Raw genomic sequence first — 17,167 nt, 5'->3', positions numbered from 1 at the left:
TTCCCCGTTATCATACTGAGTCGCAGTGGCGGATTGGTAGAGGAGGTTTTCGGACTTGGGCCATGTGCTCCTGAGGGCGGGGCACGATGGAGGGGGGCGATGGCAACTGGATCTTTGACGCAGATGTTCGAGGAGATCGCCGCCGGTCTGAAGGCCGGCGACGAGGAGATCTACGGGTGGCTGCGCGACCAACTTAAGGAATGCGGTGGCAGCGAGATCTCGATCGAGCTGGCCATGGGCGTGATTGCCAAGCTCCTGCCGGAAGACGCGCAGAGCGGCATGATCATCGCCTCGCAACAGGCACGCCGCTGGGCGCACTAGCCAAGGCCATTTTGCAGGCTAAGCCGTCCAACGTATCAGCCAGGAGACGAAGAAACGCGGCCCGCGGGCCACGGGCATTGGGCAATTGAGAGCGAGCCGCCTCTCTTCCCGGCTTTCCATCTTCGTTTGACCGAGCGCCTCCCCGAGAGTTTCCGCCCAACGCTCCTTGCCAGTGACGAGAGCCGTCGCGATCGGGTCGAGCTCGATCGTCGCGGACAGTCGATGGATCGAGCCCTGCCGCCATCGCCAATCGTGCAAGCCGACATAGCATTTCCGCGCGCCGGACTGCGCGGTCAGGCGCTCGATCACGAACAGATCCGATTCAAGGGTAAGCCCGGCTAGGAAGCGAAGGCCGAGTGGCAGAAGCGGCTCGACGGCGTCGAACCACGTTCCGGCTCGGTCTGAGGCAAGGGCGATGGCCTTGGCGCCTTGCCGCTTAAGGCTCGCGGCGAAGATCACGCTCTCGGCGTAGCGGGGATCGGCAAGGACGACCGTCGACGCCGCGGTTCCGTTCGGCACGGCGGCCGACGCCGGGCCGGAGGGTGCGAGGAGCGCGATCGCCGCGGCACCGCCGAGCTTCAGCGCAACTCTGCGATCCATGGCGAACGGATGCATCACGGCTTGTCGTCCTTCGCGTCCTTCGCCTTGCGCAAGGCCTTCGGCCAGATGCCCTGTTTTCCCGGCGAAAGTATTCCGCCAGGATCGAGCGAGTCCTTCAGCCGCTCATAGAGGCGCATGGCGGCGTGGTCGTTGAAGTCGAACTGCGCGGCGACGAAATCCATCTCGGAAATATGGGCGCGATAGCCGGAAAGCTGCCGCTTATGCGCGTCTTCGATCAAGGTCTTGCCGAGAGCGCGAGCGCGGGCGCATTGCTCGGCGTCGTTGCGGTCGAAAATGATGGAGCCGGTGTTGATGAAGGAACGCGGGGTCGTGCTGGTCAGGCCGCAATAATGGTCGAAGCCCTCGGCGTTGAACAGCTCGGTGCGGCGCCGATAGAGATCGAGAAACTGAGCGCCCCGCATCGGCACCACGAGCGGGCACTCGATATGGGCGCCGGCGCCGCCGAGCCAATTGAGCGGCATCAGGTCGACGCTCGGAATGCCGGCAAGCGTCGCATGCTCAGGCGGGATCGCCTCACCGCGCCGGTAGGTGGCGACACCCAGCTCGACGCCTTCGATGCCGGAAAACGCGCCCTCCACCGCCTGGCGCTGCGCGGCCACGATCGTCTCCCGTCCGTAGAGGCCGAAGCGCAGGCCCCAATAGCCGATCCCCATCTCCTTGATCAGCCTGTCGATGGCGCTTTGCGGCAGCGCGCCTTTGCCGTCATACCATTCGGCGCGCGTGGTGTTGCCGGCGGCGATGCGCATCCAGTTGGCGATGGTTGCGGTCGGGACGATGCCGTCGAGCCGGAGCACCCTGAGCGCGTCGATCATCGGCACGATGTCCTCCTCGCGCCGGAACATCATCTCGATGACGGAGAACTCCTCAGGCTCAGGCATCAGCCACACACCGATCTTGGTGACCACGCCGAAATTCGATTGCATGAAGAGCCCGTCGAGCGTGGGGCCGAAGGCGTATTTGTAGAGCGGCCAAGCGGGATTTCCGGTCATGGCGCCGAGCCCGGTGCGCACCAATTCGCCGCCGGCAAGAACGACTTCCATGCCGCATTGATGCCCTGCGTGATCGCCATAGGGGGTGTAGCCGATACCGTGCTCGAGCGTGTTGCCGAGCACGCTGCCCCAGCCGGGATCGGGACAGTCGATCCACAAGGGATAGTTCTTGTCCCGGATGAATTTGTAGAGATCGAGATAGGTGACACCGGGCTCGACCACGGCGTAGGCCAGCTCGGCATTGACCTCGATCGCCCGCATGCGGCTGAGATCGAGGACCATAGACCCCTTGAGGCAGGGAGCGGCGCCGCCATAGGCATAGTTGCGGCCGAGCGAGACGGTCCACAGCGGCAGACGAAAGCGATTGGCCACCCCGAGCACGCCTTTCACTTCGTCCACGCTTGCCGGCAGGACGGCGCCCGACGGGGCGTATTCGTCGGCTAGACCAGGCGAATAAGGATCGAGATAGGGGGCAAGCCGATCCTCGGCCGTCACCACCTGATCGTCACCGACGATGCTGCGCAACTCCTTGCACGCAGAATCGAAATTTGGACTTGAAAATCCGGGCGGTAGTTGCAAAGCGCAGTCTCCGTACAATGAAAAAGGACAATAGCAGAGGCAATGCCCAAGCTTGCATCGTCGTCAGAAATTCGGGTGACTGGACAAAGCACTAGCCGAACGAGCCTTGTGAATAAGCATTTGTGCAAGCTGTGCATATTGACGAACGGCAAAAATATAACTGTCGCAAGCCTTGGCAGCTGTTCCACCCTTGGGGAATCAAAGGCGCGGGGGGTGGGGCAATGTCGATCAACGGATTTCGGCTGGGAGCACCGGATATCGCCTATATCGGCGCCGGCGTGACGGTGAAGGGAGCCATCGTGGTGCCCGACGCCATCATTGTCGACGGTGTAGTGGAGGGCGACGTGACCGCCCAATCCATCCGCATCGGACCATCGGGTGCCATCAAGGGCAAGGTGGTTTCCATCGACATCGACGTCTCGGGCACGCTTGCTGAGAAGGCCGATATCAAGGAATTCCTTCTTGTCCGCGCGAGCGGCCGGGTCGAGGGTCACGTGAATTGCGGCGACGTGCAGGTTGAGCGGGGCGCGGTGCTCGCCGGCGGCATCTTTTCGGTCTATAGCGCCGCCGCCGAGGTGAAGCCGGTCAACGACAACCAGCCGTCCTCGTCAGCGGAACGCGACGCTTCGGCTCCAATCGATCAGCGGACGAAGATCGACGCCGCCGAATAGGCGTTTGCAACGGAGCTAAGGTCAAGTGCTCACGCCCATCAGGGCGGCGGCTCTTTCTGCAGTATCTCCCGCAGAGATTGCTCGAAAGGCGCGCGCGAGATCTGCACATCCCCGGTGAACGGATAATCGAGCACGAGCGCAACAAATGCGGTCAGCGCCACGAGCGCCGCAAGCGACGCGGTCATGAGGATTTGCGCCACGAGATTCGACGTTCCGAAAAATGACGGATAGCCAAGCGTTATCACCGCGCCAGCGAGCAACACGAGCCAGAGCGCGGTTGGCACGCTGCCGTCGGAACTGTCCAGGCGCTCGCTGCGATTATCGCTCACCACCGTGAGCAAATCGAGCGTATGATGGTAAAGCTCGGCATCCCTCAGCTGCTGGGCACTTCCTTGGAACAGTGCCCGGTTTAGAAGTCGCAGCTCCCCCTGCGCATCTTCGCTCGCGAGACCGCGCGCCATCGATGGCCACTCGGAATCGCGAACCTTCTCGATGTACGAGGCAAGATGCTGGCGCAGATTGGCACCGACATCGCCAGACAAGGCATAGGAGACGTGATGGATATCGGCGAGCGCCTTGGCTTCGTTGCGCACCGCCGTTTCGGTGTCCCGGTAGTTCTCCCACACGGCGACCACCACGAAGGCGAGCAACACAGCATAGAACACCCCGATGACCGCGAATTTGAAGCCGGCGACTTCATTGTTGAGGGCGAGGCGGTCGCTGCCAAATCGCCGGCGGCAGAGAAGCATGAGGCCGATGCTGTAGGCTTCGGCGATGGCGACGATGCCGAGCGCAAGCAGCCAAGGCGACACTTCGTTAAACAGCTGAAGCATGTTTCGTCGCGATATCCGCGATTTTAGATCGGACCGATGAAATCAAGCTTGCCGATCCCCAACCCGCTAGCGCGCAGGAGATCGTAGGCCGTGGTGGCGTGAAAATAAAAATTCGGCAGCGCGAAGCGCAGGAGATAAGGCTGACCTTTGAAGCGAATCTCCTCGCCGCGCAGCTTGAGGGTGATGTCCCGGTCTTCAGAGCCATCAATGTCGGCGGGCTTGAAGGTCTGCACAAAGCTCAGGGTCTTGGCGATGCGTTGCCTGAGCGCGGCAAAGCTTGTCTCGTCGTCGGCATAGCTCGGGACTTCGGCGCCGGCGAGCCTGGCCGTGGTGCCCTTGGCGAAGTCCGTCGCAATCTGAATCTGGCGGGTGAAGGCGAACATGTCGGGGGTGAACCGCCAATTGAGCAGCACCGACTCTTCGATCTTGCGCTCCTTGGCGAAGGCCTCGGCCTTCTGCAAAATGGCATCGAGATTGTTCAGCATGGCGACAAACGTGGGGACGGAAGCCTGATACATCGAGAGGGACATAGGCGCTGCCTCAAATCGAGGTTTGAAACTGGGTCGCGGTCGGAGCTTGGCGCCTGAACAAGGTTGTCAGCCCCCTCCGGGGCGCCAGGGCTCAACGCACACTATTGCGGGAATAGCCTTTGCACGGGAATGCGCCTTATCCGCAATAGGCTACGAGCTGGCTCGGAGGCGCAGGGATTTCAGCACGCTGCGCTTAAAAAGATCATAAGCCGGCCTGCCCATAAGGGCGACGGCAGCAACCTTGGTCAAGAACGGTGTGGCCCCCAAGAGGGCGGTCAGCGCCGACTTGGCGCCCGTGGGCAAATCCGTGGCGACGGCGACTGGAATCAGAGTCCAGGCAATGTATCCGCCGACGATAAGCACAACTCCGACTGCAAAACGCCAGCCAAGCCTGGCGGAGGAACTGTCTTTCTCGACCACGTCTAGTTCGCTCCCCTTTTCCATGCCCCCTTGTTACGCAAGAATAGGACCACAAAGTGTTGCGTTTGTGACCCAGTCTTCAAGGCGACCCCCCGGTCACCTGAGGTTAATGCCTCGTTCCCTACCTCAGGGTAAAGAAACATTCGCTCATGTTTGCAAGGGAGGAATCGTAGACCCAATAAGGTCACAATCGTTGCTAAACCCTCAGCCGGATGGCCCTCATGCCGCAGCGCGGCGAACTGAAGTGGAGGATTCGATGCGATTTTTGTTGGTCTTTGGCGTGTTGGCGTTGGCTTGGTGCGCACAAGCGGAAGCCCGCACCAAATGGGTTCAGTCTGCCGGAGCCCCGTGCGAGACCGTGTGCCGCCACCCGGTGACCGTCGGCGGCAGGCCCGATGCTTATGTCTGCGCCGGCCACGTTACTGGCGCTCCTTACGGTGAAATCCGCAGCGGCATGATCGGCGCCGGGTCGACGAACTGCTACGTCCCGGGTGAGCAGGGGCGCATGCATTCGGAGGGGCCCTTCGTGTGTCTGTGCGATCCTCGCTAACTTCTGACGCAGTGCAGCAAAACGACACGCCGATGGGCGAAGCGACTCGCCCTTCGGCCTTCGATGCGCTATACTTTCGTTAACAAGCCAAAAGGCATGACGGGGCACAGAGTTGAAACTGCCCACTCCTGACAGGGAGGAATGGTCATGCGCCTTGAAGAACTTCCTAAAATGTACGGGCCGGAAACGCTGTCGCTGATGGACCGCGCTTTGGAGCAGGCCTGGCGGGAGCTCAAGCGGCGCGGCAATGTCGTCGATGCGAACGCCGCCAGAAGCCGGCTGACCACGACTATCGTCGCGCTTGCCTCAGTTGGCGAAACCGATTCAGCCAAGCTCAAGCGGTTCGCGCTGAAGGCTTCAAACGGGGCTTCCGGTCTGTAGAAGAGACCGTTCGGGACGTCTAGGTCAGAGGCGTGGCATGAGGTCCGGCGCTCGCCGGATACGATCGACGTCGCGGGCTCCCATGCCCAGCCGATCGCCGCCGCGGCTGTGATGCTGCTGTAACAGCCCGGCGCTAGTCTTCCAGCTCTCCTGATGAAGTTGCCAGCCCCGGCCAGGTCAGCTCGGCCGGGGTGTCTTCATGGAGCGCAGGCTTGAGGGCCTCACCGGTCGTAGCGGAACATGCGATAGAAGCCGGTCGGATCCTGAAACAGCTCTCGGGCCTTCGAGAACCCAGCCTGCCGCCCGAGGTCGAGCCATGCCGCCTGCGTCTCCGGCAGATCGCAGGTGGTGACATGGTGATCGATCTGCGCCCATTCCTCCGGCGTGAGCATGGTCCAGCGCGGCTGGTTGACGCGGCGGAAGCGCTGCAAATACCCCTCGCGGGTTTCGCCGTCTTGCCTGGTCGGCTCGTAGATCATGAGAAGACTGCCGGTGGACGCGTGCAAGGCCCGCATCAGGCGAAGCTTCTCATCGGTGGCAAAATGATGAATGGACAGGCTGCACCACGCGACGTCGGCAGGCTCCGGCCGGCGGGTCACCGCCTCGACGAAGTCGCCATGGTCAAGCTCGACCTCGAAGGGCATGTCCTTGAGATTGTTCGCGGCGAGCTCGAGCGCAGGCTCGGAAAGATCGACGCCGTGATAGTGACGAACCTTGGTGCCGGAGAGCGCGCGCATCTGGCTCGCATCGCCGCAAGCGATGTCAAGAAAGGCGAAGGGCCGATCGAAGCTCCGGTTGAGCGTGTCGCGAAGTAACGCGCCCACCGCCGCATGCGAAAGCTCGTCGCTGTCGACGAGCTTCTGGTAGGTCGCCCATTGTCGCTGGAACTGCTCCAAAGCGGACGCATCAACGACGGCTCCGTCGGGCTGAAATTGATGAATGAGGATATTCACCATGCGCACCCCCCGCCCCCCAGCGCCGCTACCCGGATAACCTGACTTTTATTCAAATACCTCCTATGCGCCCCGAACTTAGGTTTGCGCAACCCGGCCATTTGCGGACTAGAATGCTGCCCAGCCGGAAAATGGGGGCCCCGGCTCCCGAGAAATGTCGTTCGGCCCCAGGAGCGTCATGCTGACTCCAACCGAAAATGCTGACTCCGCCGCATCTACAATGTTCAGGAATCTGAGCACAAGCACCAAGCTCATTGTTTTGTGCGGGGCGTTCATCATCGCCATTGCCGTGGCGATCTACACTCTGGTCGCCGAGCAGCAGATCGCCATTGAGTTTGCAAAGAAGGAATTGGTCGGCGTCAACTACGTCGAGGCCATTCGTGGCGTCTATTCCAGGCTCCTTGGTGAGCCAGGAGACGCTGGCGCCTCAGGGCAGGCGTTGCCCCCTGCGGTAGCGGTGTTGAATTCACTCAACAAAGTCGACGCCGGGGCTAAGTTCAATACCGCATCGCTCGAACAGTCGCTGGCCAACACGCTGCGCAGGCTTTGGTCGGACAGCACCGAGGAGGGTGCGAAAAGCGGCCTGGTGGGGGAAGCGCTGGTCAAGGCCAGGGACCTGATTTCGCGTGTCGGCGACGATTCTAACCTCGCGCTCGATCCCGATCTCGACAGCTACTATTTGCAGGATACGGTGGTTAGGCAGATGCCGCGCCTGCTCGGCCAGATCGGCGATATTCGCGGGCTGATTGGCACAAGCTCGGTTCAGTCGCTGCCAACCGACGACAAGACGCGCCTCTTCGCGTCCGTCGCGATGGTCCGGTCCACGGCCGAGGAAATCGCGAGGAACTTGACCTCGGCCTTCCGCGGCGATCTCGACGGGACGCTGCGGCGAAAGATCGAGGCGCCGATGGCGGTGATGCTGTCTAGTGTGACCGCTTACCTCGGAGCGCTCGATGACAGCTTTGGCAATCCGGGAAAGGTCGATCAGGCCGCTCTTGACGATCTCCGACGCAGTGCCGCCAACGATGCGATCGACGCCTGGGCAGGCGGACTTACCGCGCTAAGGGGACTGCTCGAGCGCCGCATCGAAGGCTTGGACAATAGGCTCTACCGCAGCTTGTTGCTGACTGGGGCGCTGGCCGCGATCAGCGTCCTGCTCGCATTCCTCACGCACCGCCATATCGTGCAGCCGCTCGGGCGCCTCGAAGGATTGGCAAGGCGGGTGCGCGAGACAGGAGACTATGGTCATCGTGTGGACGATACGAGCAAGGACGAAATCGGGCGTCTCGGGGGTGCCTTCGACGATATGTTGGGCGAGCTTGAAACGGCTCATAAGCGTGAGGTGAGCGAAAGGGCGGAGCAGGCGGCGCGCGAGCGGCTGTCCGTGCTGCTTAATGCATCGCCGGCAGTCATCTATTGCCGGTCAGCAGGCGGGGATTACCAGCCCACCTATGTGAGCGAGAGCATTTCCGGATTGTTCGGCTGCACCCCGCAAGAATATCTCAAGAACCCGTATCTCTGGCGCGACCATGTGCACCCTGATGACGTGCCGCGCATCGCCGCCTGGGTGGATCGGATGTTCGAGAACGACAGGCGCTCGATCGAGTATCGCATCCGCCGCCCGGACGGCACCTATTTTTGGGTGGACGACCGGCAGCAGATCGTGCGCGACGCCGACGCCAAGCCGATCGAGATCGTGGGGTCGTGGACCGATGTCACGGCGCGCAAGGAGGCCGAGGAGACGCGGGAGAGAGTGCGCGCCAGGCTAGACCTGCTGCTGTCGGCGGCGCCGTCAGTCATCTACAGTTTTACCGCGAGCGGCGACTTCGCCCCCACCTTCGTCAGCGACAATATCGCGGGCCTGTTCGGCTACCGTTCCGAAGAATATCTGAAGGACGCCGCATTCTGGCGCGCACATGTCCACCCGGACGATCTCGCCGAGGTCGAGGCTGAGCAGGCGCAGCTGTTCGAGACGGGAGCGCATTCTTCCGAATACCGGTTCCGCAGGGAGGACGGTTCCTATTGCTGGGTCAGCGACGAGCAGCATCTCATTCGCGACGCGAACGGCGAGCCTCTCGAAGTGGTTGGCTCGTGGAGCAATATCGACAGCCGCAAGGAAGCCGAGCAGCTGCTGCTCGGGGCGCAACGCGAACTGGAGAAGGCGACGGAAGCGGCACTCTCGGCAAGCGAGGCCAAGAGCGCGTTCCTCGCCAATATGAGCCACGAGATCAGAACGCCGATGAACGCCATCATCGGGCTGTCGCATCTCGCGCTAAAGACGGACCTCATGCCGCGCCAGCGGGATTATGTCGTCAAGATCAAGCATTCGGGCCAGCATCTCCTCGGCATCATCAACGACATTCTCGACTTCTCCAAGATCGAGGCTGGCAAGCTCGCGGTCGAGAACATCGATTTCGATCTCGACAAGGTGCTGGAGAACGTCGGCAATCTGATTTCCGAGAAGGCTTCGGCCAAGGGGCTCGAGCTGATCTTCGACATCGAACCTTCGGTCTCCAACTATTTCCGCGGCGACCCGCTCAGGCTCGGGCAAATCCTGATCAACTTCTGCAACAACGCGGTCAAGTTCACCGAAAAGGGCGAAGTGGTAGTCAAGGCCGAGGTGTTGGAAGATTCCAAAGAGAGCCAGCTCATTTTGTTCTCGGTGAGCGACACCGGCATCGGCCTCACTCAGGAGCAGATCGGGCGCCTGTTTCAGGCGTTCCAGCAGGCCGACGTGTCGACCACCCGCAAATATGGCGGCACCGGTCTTGGCCTTGCCATCTCCAAGCGGCTGGCTGAGTTGATGGGGGGCACCATCGAGGTGACGAGCGAGCTTGGCAAGGGCAGCACCTTCCGCTTCACCGCGCGTCTCGGCAAAGCCGAGATGGCCCCGCGCCGGCGCATTTTGCAGTCGGATCTGCGCGGGCGGCGCGTCCTGATCATCGACGACAATGCGCAGGCCCGCAGCGTATTGTCCGGCATGCTGACCAATTTGAGCTTCGTCGCGGATGAGGCGCCGTCGGGTCAGGAAGGCATCGAAATGGTCAAGCAAGCGGCGCAAGCCCGCGAACCTTACGACATCGCCTTCGTCGATTGGCAGATGCCTGGCCTCGATGGCATCGAAACCGGCAAGCGCATTCTTGCTTTGCCCAATCTCGACACTCCGCCTCATCTCGTGATGGTGACCGCCTACGGTCGCGAAGAAGTTCTGAAACAGGCCGAGGAAAGCGGCTTCGAGAACGTCCTGATCAAGCCGGTGACCTCCTCCATTCTATTCGATACAGCCATCGTGGCGCTAGGTGCCGACCTTGAAGCAACCGAAACCATCGTCGCCGGACCTTCCTTCGATATCGAGCGCGTGCGCGGGGCCCGCGTGCTGCTGGTCGAGGATAATGAAATTAACCAGGAGGTGGCCATCGGCCAGCTCGAAGACGCCGAAGTCTTCGTCGATCTTGCCGAGAACGGCGCGGAAGCCGTGCGCATGGCGCGCGAGAGCGATTACGACATCGTGCTCATGGACATGCAGATGCCGGTCATGGATGGCATCGAGGCGACCCGCATCTTGCGTTCCGATCCGCGTTTCGAAACCTTGCCGATCATCGCCATGACCGCGAACGCACTCGTCTCCGACCGTGAGATGTGCCTGCAAGCCGGCATGAACGACCATATCGCCAAGCCGATCGACCCCGATCAATTGTTCGGAGTCCTGCTGCGCTGGATCAAGCGTCCCGACGGAGACGGCGCCGGCCTGCATGAATGGGCCGAAGCCAAGCCGGCGCTGACGGCGGTGCCCACGCCTCAGCTCGCTGCCGATGGTCCGCTCGCTATCGACGGCATCGACGTCAAATCCGCGCTGAAGCGCACCGGCGGCAACAGCCAGCGCTACGAGAGTCTGTTGCGCAGATTCGCCGCTCAGCAGGCCACGACGGTCGAAGACATTCGCAAGGCGCTGTCGATGGGCGATGCGGCGGCGGCGGAGCGCGCCGCCCATTCCCTGAAGGGCGCCGCCGGCACGCTCGGCGCCACCACCCTGTCCGAGGCCGCGGCCAGGGCCGAGACGGCAATCAGGATGGGGCAGGGTATCGACGCCGCGCTCACCTCTTTGTCGATCGATCTTGGCGCGGCGGTGGGTGCCATCCGCACCGCGCTGCCGCACGTGGCCCCGACCAACGGCGGCGGCGCTTCTCGCGATCCCGCCGCGGTGGTGGAGCCGTTGACCAGGCTGAAGCGGCTGCTCGAGACCGACGACGGCGAGGCGGCCGATTTCATGATCGACGCGAGATCGCAATTGGCCGGCGTTCTGACTGCCGCCGAAATCGAAACCTTGGGCGAGCTTGTCGGTGACTTCAATTTCGAATCGGCGCTCAAATGCCTCTCGTCGATCACAGATCGTCTATCCTTGAACCTCAAATGACCCGCGCATCCGACAACAAGCTCGTTCTGATCGTCGACGACACCCCGACCAATGTCGGTGTGATCTCGGGCGTGCTCAAAGGCGCGTACCGGACCAAGGTGGCGACCAACGGCGAGAAGGCGCTGGTGCTCGCTTCTGCCGCGGAGAAACCAGACCTGATCCTGCTCGACGTGATGATGCCTGGCATGGACGGCTATGAGGTCTGCCGCCGGCTGAAGGCCAACCCGGTCACCCGCGAGATTCCGGTGATCTTCCTCACGGCGAAGACCGACGCGCTCGACGAGGAGAATGGGTTTGAGGTCGGCGCGGTCGACTATATCCACAAGCCGTTTTCCGGGCCGATCGTGCTCGCCAGGGTCAAGACGCAGCTTGCCTTGCAGGACGCCCTGGCGCAGGCGCGCGAGGCGCAAAATCAGGCGGATGAGCTGCTGCATGCGCTGCTGCCCAAGAAGGCGGCCGACGAGATCCGCAGCATCGGCACCGTGATCCCGCGGCGCTATGAGAATGTCGCCGTTCTGTTCTGCGACGTCACCAACTTCACCTCCTACTGCGACAAGCACGAGCCAGAAGACGTGGTGTCGCGGCTCGACGCGTTGTTCGTCATTTTCGAGCGGGTGACGGCGCGGCATGGACTGGAGAAGATCAAGACCATCGGCGACGGCTTCATGGCCGCCGGAGGCTTGCTGCACCAGGTGGACGATCCCATCGGCTCGGCCGTGCGCTGCGGCTTGGAGATGGCCTCGACGCTGATCGACGCGCGGCTCGGCTGGGAAGTGCGGGTCGGCGTGCATGCCGGGCCGGTGGTGGCCGGCGTGGTGGGGCAGGAGCGCTATCAGTTCGATATCTGGGGCGACACGGTCAATGTAGCCTCGCGCATGTCGGATCAATCCAAGCCGGGATACGTCGCGGTGACCAAGGATGTCTGGGAGCAGGTCTCGTCGAGCTTCCAGGCCGAGAACCTGGGCGACATGGAGGTCAAGGGCAAGGGGACGATCGCTGTCTTCGGCATTGGCCCGCAGAAGACATGAAGGGTTGCGTTGCCGCTGTTGCCTCCGTGCTTGCGGTCTTTGCTGCTTGTGCCTCGTCGGGCGCAAGCGAGCCTGATCGCATCTATCCGGTGGGGATCAGCCAAGTCGAGTTTGCCGACAGCCATTACGGGCCTCGGACCCTCTCCATGGCGGTGTTTTATCCGGCAGTGGTCAGCGAAGGATCGCCCCGTTTTGTCGTGCCGTTCTTTGCCAACCTCACCCTCTACAAGGATGCCGAAATCGCCTTCGACGGCAACAAGCGCCCGCTCATCATGTTGTCGCATGGGCGCGGCAGCACCGGCCTGTCTTACGCCTGGTTCGCGCAAACGCTCGCCTCGCACGGCTACATCGTCGCGGCGCCCTATCATTGGCGGGCAAATAGCTACGATTCGACCATCGCCTATCTCGCCAACAGGCTGTGGCAGCGCCCGGTCGATGTCAGCCTCGACATCGACTTTCTGCTGAGCGATCCCGCCTGGAGCAAATATCTCGATGCCGACCGCATCGGGGTCGCCGGCCACAGCCAAGGCGGCTTCACGGCGCTCTGGCTCGGCGGCGCCAAGGTCAATCGCGACAAATACCTCGCCTTCCAGCAAGGGTGGCGCAACAATCAGCAAATTCCCGAGCACATCCGGGACGAGCTCCCGCTCGACCCCGAGCCCGCGCTCAACGTGAAGGACGCCCGCGTCAAGGCGGTGTTCGCCATGGCGCCAGGCATCATCAAGGCCTTCGGCATGGACGAGGCCGGGCTCAAGCAGCTCGACATGCCGGCCTATATCACCGTCGGCGCCGGCGACACGCAGACACCTCCAGCCGAAAACGCCGAGTTCGCGGCGAAATACATTCCCCATGCCGAGTTCGTCATCATTCCAGGTGCGGTCGACCACGAGATCTTCGTCAATGAATGCGACGACGAAGGCAAAGACGAATTTCCCGAGGCCTGCAAGGACGCGCCTGGCGTCGATCGCGCCGCCATCCACGCATCGGTGGGGAGCGCGGCGGTGAAGTTCTTCGATACCGCCTTGAGCCGATGATCTAGGTCACGCGCAGCGCCTGCCAGGCAACGGCGAGGTTGGCGGCGAAATAGGCCGCGAGCAGCACGCCCACCCAGATGCGATCGTGGCGCGCGATGGACGCCTCGGCTTCCGCATCGGCGCCGCGCCACGACGTCATCACCACGCGCGCCAGCGCCAGGATGATGAACAAATAGGCGAGGAGATAGATCTTGTCGATCATCATCAGGTAGTCGACATCGGGAAGCGACGCGCCGGAGGTGAGCTGCAAAGCGACGAGCGTCAGAAGCGCGGTGATGCCAAGGCCGATGCGGCCCTCGACGTAACGCGGCCGCACGAAGAACACGAGCGCAGCGCACACCACGATCAGCCCGATGGGCACGAAAGCCTTGATCGACATCGCCACGATCGGCCGCGTCACCGGAATGGTCAGCATCAGGCGCGAATATGCCGATGCCTCCGGCTCGGCGAGATCGCCGAAATTGGTGGGATAGGGCCTGTCGACGACCTGCACCTCCGGCTTGCCGACCTTGAAGCCCGGAAGCGTGATGTCAGGGTTGATGGTGACGCTGCCCTCGGGATCGGGAACATAGATTTGCGTGTCGGCGGCGGCGACCGTGTCTTCCATCACCACCAGCAGGGACTGCGTGTCGAAGGGATATTTCTCCAGCTGGAATTTGGTCGAGAACTGGCCCTGATAGCGGATGATGGAATAGAGGCCGCCATCAGGCATGGATTTCGGCTTGTCGTAGAGCTCGTCGCGGATGTTGGCGTCGGAGGCGTAGCGATTCATGAACTCCATGGTCTTTGAGGGGTCGAGATCGGCTCCCTTCCAGCGAAACCAGACATAGAGGTCGATGGCGTAGCTGTTGGTCTTGAAGTCGAGCTCCTGGATGTCGTTGATGTAGGCGCCAACCACGACCTTCACCGGCGCCTCGGGGGTGGGCTTAGCGGCCACCTCCTCGGTCGGGGCAACTGGCGCCCCGCCGGCCGGCGCAGGCTCGCTCCGGACGGCAAGGCAGGCAACCACCGCCAAAGGCAGGGCAAGAAGCGCGCTGGCCAAGAAGCGAATTACCATCGGCGGCATGGAGAAATCTCTGCTCTATCCCCGGAACGGTTAGCCCAGCGGCGCAAATCTGGCAAATGCCCGGGGTTGACCGCAGAATCGACCGCCGGGCGTCGCCAATCTAAGCGGTGGGGGTGGCGTTCCTTTGTGTAATCCGGGGACACCACCTCGGTTTCAGGTCGCTGCCTTCCTTGCGGGGGATTAACTTTGCCGGCGCAGTGGGTGTAGACTAGTCAAGTCCGCGTCGAGCGGAGCCAAGAATTCGGGGCGATTTGGGGGAACCTGGTTCTTATGTCACTGTTTCGCAGGAGCGCGTCCCCAAAGAGCACCGAGAGGCAGACGCGTCTGTTCTTTGCCTCCGATTTTCATGGCTCCCAGCGCATCTTTCGCAAGTTCTTGAATGCCGCAAAACATTATGAGGCCGATGTCCTGATCATGGGCGGTGACGTGGTCGGCAAGCTCGCCATCCCCGTCATCCGCGAGGGCAATGGCGGCTACCGGGCGCACCTCATGGGCAAGACCGAGCATCTTGAGGGACAAGCCGACCTGCAGGGCTTCGAGGATCGTCTTGGGACGCTCGGCTACTACAGCAAGATCATGGATGAGGACGAGTACCGGGCAATTCAGTCCGACGCCGGCGCCGTCGAGAGCCTGTTCCACGAGCTTGCCCGTCAACGGTTGGCCTCTTGGATCGAACTTGCCGAGACGCGGCTCGCCGGAAGCGGCGTCAAATGCTTCATGATCGGCGGCAATGACGACGATCCCGAAGTGCTCGAATTGCTGAGGGATGCAAACACGGAGTCCGTCGTCTTCTGCGAAGGCAAACAGGTGCAGATCGACGATCACCATACGATGATCAGCGTCGGGTTCAGCAACCGGACGCCGTGGAAGACGCCACGCGAGGTCGATGACGATGATCTCGGGAAGATGATCGAAGGATTGGCAGGCGGCGTGGCCGATGCCCAGCACGCGATCTTCAACCTGCATGTGCCACCGGTGGATTCGACGCTCGATACCTGTCCGATGCTGGACTGGAACACGAGTCCGCCGACCCAGATCATCAAAGGAGGCCAAGTGGTCATGCATGGCGCCGGCAGCAAAGCCGTGCGCCAGGCAATCGAATCGCATCAGCCGCTGCTCAGCCTGCACGGCCATATCCACGAATCCGGCGGCGTTGTCAAAATCGGCCGCACCACGTCCGTGAACCCCGGCAGCGAATACGGCGAGGGCGTACTGCGCGGCTGCCTGATGACTCTGGCTAAAGATGAGGTGAAGAATTATCAGCTGACCGCCGGCTGAAGTGTCGCGGCGGGGAGCGAAACTCTAATCAAGATAACGGAGAACTATCATGGCAGTGGCTGCAGCAAAGCCGGAAGTTTTCACCCGTAATTCGTCAGGCCTCGTGCGGGTGATGTCGCCCTATTCGGCCTTCATCTACAACATTCTGACGATGGGCCTGATCTTCCCGTGGACCTATCTGTGGGCGCCTGGCGCGCTGCCCGGAGGGCGGCTCGTCTGGGGGATTCTGCTCGCCATGATCTTCGAGATCCCCATCGCGCTGACCTATGTCTGGCTGTCGACGGCGCTGCCGCGTTCTGGCGGCGACTATGTGTTTCAAAGCCGGGTGTTCGGCGGCGGGGTCGGCTTTGCGGTGGTGATGTCAGGCTTCGTCATCTGGATCCTGCAATGGGTCGCTCTCTCAGGATGGCTGCTATCCTACCTCGGGTTTGCCTCCCTGTTTCTCGGATTGGGCGGCACCATGGGCAGCCCGACACTGACCAGCATCGGCGTGTGGTTCACCACGCCTTGGGGCATCATCATCGTAAGCGTGTTGAATGCGCTGCTGGCGATGCTGCTGCTGGTCAGCGGCTTCAAGAACTACGTCAAATTCCAATATGTGATGTGGTACGCGACGCTGCTGTCGTTCGGCCTCATGCTGTACCTGCTGTTGAGCGCCACGCCGGAGACCTTCGCGCAGAAGCTGAATGACTTCGTCGTCGCCTCGGGTGGAACGCCAAACTTCTACCAGACGGCAATCGATGCGGCGAAGGCGGCAAATATCGATCTCGACCCGCCGTTCAGCCTGTTGGCCACTCTTTTGGTCGCGCCGATCGCCTGGACGTCTCTGCAATGGGCAACCTATAGCGCCCAGCAGAACGGCGAGATCAAGGGCGCCCGCTCGTTTCAGAACCAGATGATCATCATCCTCGGATCGCTGATCGCGACCGGTTTGCTGCTCGCTCTCCTGGCCTATGCCTTCCAGCACGCAATCGGCACCAATTTCCTCTACGTGGTGGGGGCAGGCTATTGGGCGGGATTGGACGCAGGCAAATTCAACGGTGTCTTTCTGTGGCCCAACATTGTGGCCATGGCGCTCGCAGGCAGCCCGATCATCGTGGTGCTGATCGCCTTCGGCTACATCCTCAACTCGTTCCAGATCGTCAACAACTGCTATATCGGCATGACCCGCGTGATGGTGGCCATGTCGCTCGATCGCCTGTTGCCCGAATGGGTGAGCCGGGTCTCGGACCGGCTGCACACTCCGGTCAACGCCCACCTGGCGTACTTCCTCGCCAGCGTCCCGGTGATCCTGGTCTACAATTTGTGGGGCAGTTGGACGGCGCTGACCCTCGGGGTCACCTTCGCCTGCGGCTACGTGTTCGTCATCACCGCGCTCGCCGGTGCGCTGATGCCGTACCGCGCGAAGGCGCTCTACGACGCTTCGCCCGGCGCGGCTTACAAGGTGGGAAATATTCCAATGGTGACGATCTTCGGCCTGATCGGCGCCGTCGTCGGCG

General features: G+C 62.0%; 16 protein-coding genes. 9 read left to right on the top strand and 7 right to left on the bottom strand.

Annotated features, from left to right (window positions below; translation table 11 throughout):
• Positions 1-99: 99 nt before the first annotated feature.
• Entirely contained in the window at positions 100-321 is a 222-nt protein-coding gene (locus tag ACREC7_RS03960) for a hypothetical protein (protein ID WP_431554396.1), read from the top strand.
• Between the two features lie 18 nt (positions 322-339).
• Here ACREC7_RS03960 and ACREC7_RS03955 read toward each other — a convergent pair whose 3' ends face one another.
• Entirely contained in the window at positions 340-939 is a 600-nt protein-coding gene (locus ACREC7_RS03955) for a hypothetical protein (RefSeq protein WP_431554395.1), read from the bottom strand.
• On the bottom strand, positions 936-2,456 hold the full coding sequence (locus ACREC7_RS03950) for an FAD-binding oxidoreductase (RefSeq protein WP_431554394.1): 1,521 nt from the start codon (positions 2,454-2,456) through the stop codon (positions 936-938). Before ACREC7_RS03950 ends, ACREC7_RS03955 begins: the two co-directional genes overlap by 4 nt.
• 275 nt (positions 2,457-2,731) lie before the next feature.
• On the opposite strand from ACREC7_RS03950, the gene ACREC7_RS03945 reads away from it, so the two are divergent.
• Positions 2,732-3,181, top strand: a complete 450-nt coding sequence (locus ACREC7_RS03945; RefSeq protein ID WP_431554393.1) for a bactofilin family protein — start codon at positions 2,732-2,734, stop codon at positions 3,179-3,181.
• A 38-nt stretch (positions 3,182-3,219) separates the two neighbouring features.
• On the opposite strand, the gene ACREC7_RS03940 is transcribed toward ACREC7_RS03945, so the two are convergent.
• From ACREC7_RS03940 to ACREC7_RS03930, 3 genes are all read right to left on the bottom strand, one after another.
• A complete protein-coding gene (locus tag ACREC7_RS03940) occupies positions 3,220-4,014 on the bottom strand; it encodes a DUF4239 domain-containing protein (protein ID WP_431554392.1) in 795 nt (264 codons plus the stop codon).
• Positions 4,015-4,037: 23 nt separating this feature from the next.
• Positions 4,038-4,544 (bottom strand): DUF1993 domain-containing protein, encoded by a 507-nt coding sequence (locus tag ACREC7_RS03935; protein WP_431554391.1) that lies wholly within the window; start codon positions 4,542-4,544, stop codon positions 4,038-4,040.
• A gap of 150 nt (positions 4,545-4,694) precedes the next feature.
• A complete protein-coding gene (locus ACREC7_RS03930; protein ID WP_431554390.1) occupies positions 4,695-4,964 on the bottom strand; it encodes a hypothetical protein in 270 nt (89 codons plus the stop codon).
• A 256-nt stretch (positions 4,965-5,220) separates the two neighbouring features.
• Here ACREC7_RS03930 and ACREC7_RS03925 point away from each other — a divergent pair, with 256 nt between their 5' ends.
• Positions 5,221-5,514, top strand: a complete 294-nt coding sequence (locus ACREC7_RS03925; RefSeq protein ID WP_431554389.1) for a hypothetical protein — start codon at positions 5,221-5,223, stop codon at positions 5,512-5,514.
• A gap of 147 nt (positions 5,515-5,661) precedes the next feature.
• Complete coding sequence (locus tag ACREC7_RS03920) at positions 5,662-5,895, top strand: hypothetical protein (protein WP_431554388.1); 234 nt, start codon at positions 5,662-5,664, stop codon at positions 5,893-5,895.
• A gap of 221 nt (positions 5,896-6,116) precedes the next feature.
• Here the strand turns inward: ACREC7_RS03920 and ACREC7_RS03915 are convergent, their stop codons facing one another.
• Positions 6,117-6,851, bottom strand: coding sequence for a class I SAM-dependent methyltransferase (locus ACREC7_RS03915; RefSeq protein WP_431554387.1), 735 nt, complete (start codon positions 6,849-6,851; stop codon positions 6,117-6,119).
• A gap of 175 nt (positions 6,852-7,026) precedes the next feature.
• On the opposite strand from ACREC7_RS03915, the gene ACREC7_RS03910 reads away from it, so the two are divergent.
• Genes ACREC7_RS03910 through ACREC7_RS03900 form a run of 3 tightly spaced genes read left to right on the top strand, consistent with a single transcriptional unit; the run spans position 7,027 to position 13,324 of the window.
• Positions 7,027-11,262, top strand: a complete 4,236-nt coding sequence (locus ACREC7_RS03910) for a response regulator (protein WP_431554386.1) — start codon at positions 7,027-7,029, stop codon at positions 11,260-11,262.
• Positions 11,259-12,290: an adenylate/guanylate cyclase domain-containing protein gene (locus tag ACREC7_RS03905; protein WP_431554385.1), complete on the top strand. Its 1,032-nt coding sequence runs from the start codon at positions 11,259-11,261 to the stop codon at positions 12,288-12,290. The genes ACREC7_RS03910 and ACREC7_RS03905 overlap by 4 nt, the downstream gene beginning before the upstream one ends.
• Positions 12,287-13,324, top strand: a complete 1,038-nt coding sequence (locus ACREC7_RS03900) for an alpha/beta hydrolase family protein (RefSeq protein WP_431554384.1) — start codon at positions 12,287-12,289, stop codon at positions 13,322-13,324. The genes ACREC7_RS03905 and ACREC7_RS03900 overlap by 4 nt, the downstream gene beginning before the upstream one ends.
• Before the next feature lies 1 nt (position 13,325).
• Here ACREC7_RS03900 and ACREC7_RS03895 read toward each other — a convergent pair whose 3' ends face one another.
• Positions 13,326-14,390 carry a hypothetical protein gene (locus ACREC7_RS03895; RefSeq protein WP_431554383.1) on the bottom strand — a complete coding sequence of 355 codons (1,065 nt, stop codon included), beginning with the start codon at positions 14,388-14,390 and terminating at the stop codon, positions 13,326-13,328.
• A gap of 270 nt (positions 14,391-14,660) precedes the next feature.
• Between ACREC7_RS03895 and ACREC7_RS03890 the strand changes: the two genes are divergently transcribed.
• Both ACREC7_RS03890 and ACREC7_RS03885 read left to right on the top strand, forming a co-directional pair.
• Positions 14,661-15,668, top strand: coding sequence for a metallophosphoesterase family protein (locus tag ACREC7_RS03890; protein ID WP_431554382.1), 1,008 nt, complete (start codon positions 14,661-14,663; stop codon positions 15,666-15,668).
• Between the two features lie 49 nt (positions 15,669-15,717).
• On the top strand, positions 15,718-17,167 hold a 1,450-nt coding region (locus ACREC7_RS03885; RefSeq protein WP_431554381.1), incomplete at its 3' end, for an amino acid permease.

Source organism: Methyloceanibacter sp., from assembly GCF_050728395.1.
Classification (GTDB): Bacteria; Pseudomonadota; Alphaproteobacteria; order Rhizobiales; family Methyloligellaceae; genus Methyloceanibacter.
Note: the sequence above shows the minus strand (reverse complement) of the source record. Positions and strands in the feature narration are given on the sequence as shown.

Bases quoted from the DNA above. Each gene is read 5' to 3' on its own strand.
- ACREC7_RS03910 (WP_431554386.1), top strand. From the start codon at position 7,027: ATGCTGACTCCAACCGAAAATGCTGACTCCGCCGCATCTACAATGTTC.
- ACREC7_RS03900 (WP_431554384.1), top strand. From the start codon at position 12,287: ATGAAGGGTTGCGTTGCCGCTGTTGCCTCCGTGCTTGCGGTCTTTGCT.
- ACREC7_RS03945 (WP_431554393.1), top strand. From the start codon at position 2,732: ATGTCGATCAACGGATTTCGGCTGGGAGCACCGGATATCGCCTATATC.
- ACREC7_RS03940 (WP_431554392.1), bottom strand. From the start codon at position 4,014: ATGCTTCAGCTGTTTAACGAAGTGTCGCCTTGGCTGCTTGCGCTCGGC.
- ACREC7_RS03935 (WP_431554391.1), bottom strand. From the start codon at position 4,544: ATGTCCCTCTCGATGTATCAGGCTTCCGTCCCCACGTTTGTCGCCATG.
- ACREC7_RS03925 (WP_431554389.1), top strand. From the start codon at position 5,221: ATGCGATTTTTGTTGGTCTTTGGCGTGTTGGCGTTGGCTTGGTGCGCA.
- ACREC7_RS03905 (WP_431554385.1), top strand. From the start codon at position 11,259: ATGACCCGCGCATCCGACAACAAGCTCGTTCTGATCGTCGACGACACC.
- ACREC7_RS03890 (WP_431554382.1), top strand. From the start codon at position 14,661: ATGTCACTGTTTCGCAGGAGCGCGTCCCCAAAGAGCACCGAGAGGCAG.
- ACREC7_RS03920 (WP_431554388.1), top strand. From the start codon at position 5,662: ATGCGCCTTGAAGAACTTCCTAAAATGTACGGGCCGGAAACGCTGTCG.
- ACREC7_RS03960 (WP_431554396.1), top strand. From the start codon at position 100: ATGGCAACTGGATCTTTGACGCAGATGTTCGAGGAGATCGCCGCCGGT.
- ACREC7_RS03915 (WP_431554387.1), bottom strand. From the start codon at position 6,851: ATGGTGAATATCCTCATTCATCAATTTCAGCCCGACGGAGCCGTCGTT.
- ACREC7_RS03895 (WP_431554383.1), bottom strand. From the start codon at position 14,390: ATGCCGCCGATGGTAATTCGCTTCTTGGCCAGCGCGCTTCTTGCCCTG.